Annotated in this window: 5 protein-coding genes; all 5 read right to left on the minus strand. The window is 34.6% G+C overall.

Annotated elements, in window-relative coordinates; genetic code table 11:
- Positions 1 to 175: 175 nt before the first annotated feature.
- The gene (locus tag E1140_RS00630; protein WP_155178018.1) at positions 176 to 409 is read right to left on the minus strand and encodes a DUF1456 family protein; all 234 of its coding nucleotides are present in this window, start codon (positions 407 to 409) and stop codon (positions 176 to 178) included.
- Between the two features lie 209 nt (positions 410 to 618).
- Positions 619 to 810 carry a cold-shock protein gene (locus tag E1140_RS00635; RefSeq protein ID WP_155178019.1) on the minus strand — a complete coding sequence of 64 codons (192 nt, stop codon included), beginning with the start codon at positions 808 to 810 and terminating at the stop codon, positions 619 to 621.
- 33 nt (positions 811 to 843) lie between these two features.
- On the minus strand, positions 844 to 1038 hold the full coding sequence (locus E1140_RS00640) for a cold shock domain-containing protein (protein WP_185153339.1): 195 nt from the start codon (positions 1036 to 1038) through the stop codon (positions 844 to 846).
- 26 nt (positions 1039 to 1064) lie between these two features.
- Complete coding sequence (locus tag E1140_RS00645) at positions 1065 to 1259, minus strand: cold-shock protein (RefSeq protein ID WP_155178021.1); 195 nt, start codon at positions 1257 to 1259, stop codon at positions 1065 to 1067.
- Between the two features lie 18 nt (positions 1260 to 1277).
- On the minus strand, positions 1278 to 2288 hold a 1011-nt coding region (locus tag E1140_RS00650; protein ID WP_246202656.1), incomplete at its 5' end, for a fatty acid desaturase family protein.

The raw sequence follows: 2288 nt of genomic DNA on the forward strand, positions 1-2288 counted from the left end.
GTATGTCATTGTTGGATAGCATTGATCTAAACGATTAACTGCTAATAATACAAAAAGGGTGAATGGATGGCAAGCTGTTTTGAAGATGATTTATAAAGGGAATTGTGAAGGAACTTGATTTACATTGACTTCAGGTGCCAGGTCTTTAAATATACTTTGTTGCCATAAATCCAAGCTACCGTTTATCAGGCCTTGGGCCACGCAGATGAATAATCAACCCATTTAAGAAGTTGCGTAATATCTGATCTCCAGCTTCTTGATAATTAGGATGGTCCTCATTTCTAAACATATCACCTAATGCTCCTTTTGAAATTTCAAAATCTACCAGTTTGAGAATTTTAATAATATCATCATCACGAAGCTTATGGGCCACTCTTAATTTTTTGAGTATATCATTGTTGGATAGCATTGATTTTCTAATGGGGAGTTGATGAATTTAATTGACGCTAAATTAACACTGTTAAAAGTAAATAGGGGTTTCTAAAAGAAAATGGTGTTTTCTTGTTCTTAACGCTATTAATGAAATACATTTTTTTTATGCAGAAATAGGGAGTACCCTTAAATGAAAGAAGTGATCATTGTATGATCACTTCTTATCTCTTTATAAAAAGAGTTGATTTAATGTATTACCGATACCTTAACCGCATTAAGTCCTTTTTGGCCTTGTTCGGTTTCATACGATACTTTATCATTTTCTCTGATATCATCAATTAAACCACTATTGTGAACGAAAATATCTTCGCTTGAATCACTTGGAGTAATAAATCCGTACCCCTTTTCTGTATTGAAAAATTTAACTGTTCCTTCCATTGTATTATATTTTGTATTGTTACTTAATTTTTATTAGTCTATGCGTTCTACGTTAACCGCATTAAGGCCTTTTTTGCCTTGTTCAGTATCAAATGATACCTTATCGTTCTCTCTTATTTCATGGATTAGACCACTACTATGAACGAAAATATCTTCGCTTGAATCACTAGGGGCAATGAATCCGAAACCCTTCTCAGAGTTGAAAAACTTAACTGTTCCTTCCATTATATTATACTTTGTATTGTTATTTATTATTAATCGATACGCTCTACATTGACCGCATTAAGTCCTTTTTGACCTTGTTCAGTATCATAAGAGACTTTGTCGTTCTCCATTATTTCATGGATGAGACCACTGTTGTGGACGAAAACATCCTTACTTGAATCACTAGGAGTGATAAATCCATACCCCTTTTCTGTGTTGAAAAACTTTACTGTTCCTTCTTGCATTGTTATTAATTAATTGTTTTACTTATTTGTTTCGTTTATTGGCTGAAATTCCATTCTTCCAAGCACATAAAGCATTTTAAAATGTTTGATGATTGCTGATAAGAAATTGCCATTATTATGATAAGGAAGTCCAAATTCCTTTGATGTCTGTTCCACAATGGGTGCTATTTTTTTATAATGCACGTGACTGATTTGTGGAAATAAATGATGTTCTATTTGATTGGTAAGTCCGCCTACAAGCCAGGATAACACCTTGCTCTTAGGTGAAAAATTACATGTAGTTGCTAATTGGTGGATTAAACGCTCATCCTCCATGCTACCATGTTCGTTGGGTAATGGAAAGGCAGCATCCTCTACAACGTGAGCAGATTGAAAAACCAATGATATAATCAACCCTGTTACGAAGTGCATCGCTAAAAATGCAAGAATGACTATTCCTGGCGTAAAACCTGACATTACCAAGGGCAATACCAATGCATAAGAATAATAGAGTAGTTTCCATGCAGCTATTTTAAACAAGCCTAACCTGTAAGTCTTTTTTTCTTTAATCAAACCCATCTTATAGTACCTTGTCAGCCTTACGAAATCCTTGCTCGTGACCCAGGATAATGTGGTTAACCCATAAAAAAACCAGGCATACAGATGTTGAAATTTATGAAGTCCGTTTTTCTTAGCATGAGGAGAAAAACGCAGAAAAAACGGTGCATTGATATCATCATCATGCTCTTGAATATTGGTAAAGCTATGGTGAAGCACGTTATGTTGTAACCTCCATACTTCATTATTTGCTCCAATAAGGTTAATAGTATAACCCATTATTTTATTAATAAATGGGCTTTTAGAGTAGGAGCCATGAATGGCATCGTGCATTATTCCCATACCAATGCCTGCCATACCAAGTCCACTAAGTACAAACAGACCAAACAATAGAGGAATACTGGAAATAGATGCGAAAATGATAATTGCCAGAGGAGCAAAAAACAGCATTAACATAAAGATGGTTTTAAAAACCATGCGCTTATTGCCGTA

Origin of the sequence: Fulvivirga lutimaris, from assembly GCF_009711525.1 — a bacterium.
Classification (GTDB): domain Bacteria; phylum Bacteroidota; class Bacteroidia; order Cytophagales; family Cyclobacteriaceae; genus Fulvivirga; species Fulvivirga lutimaris.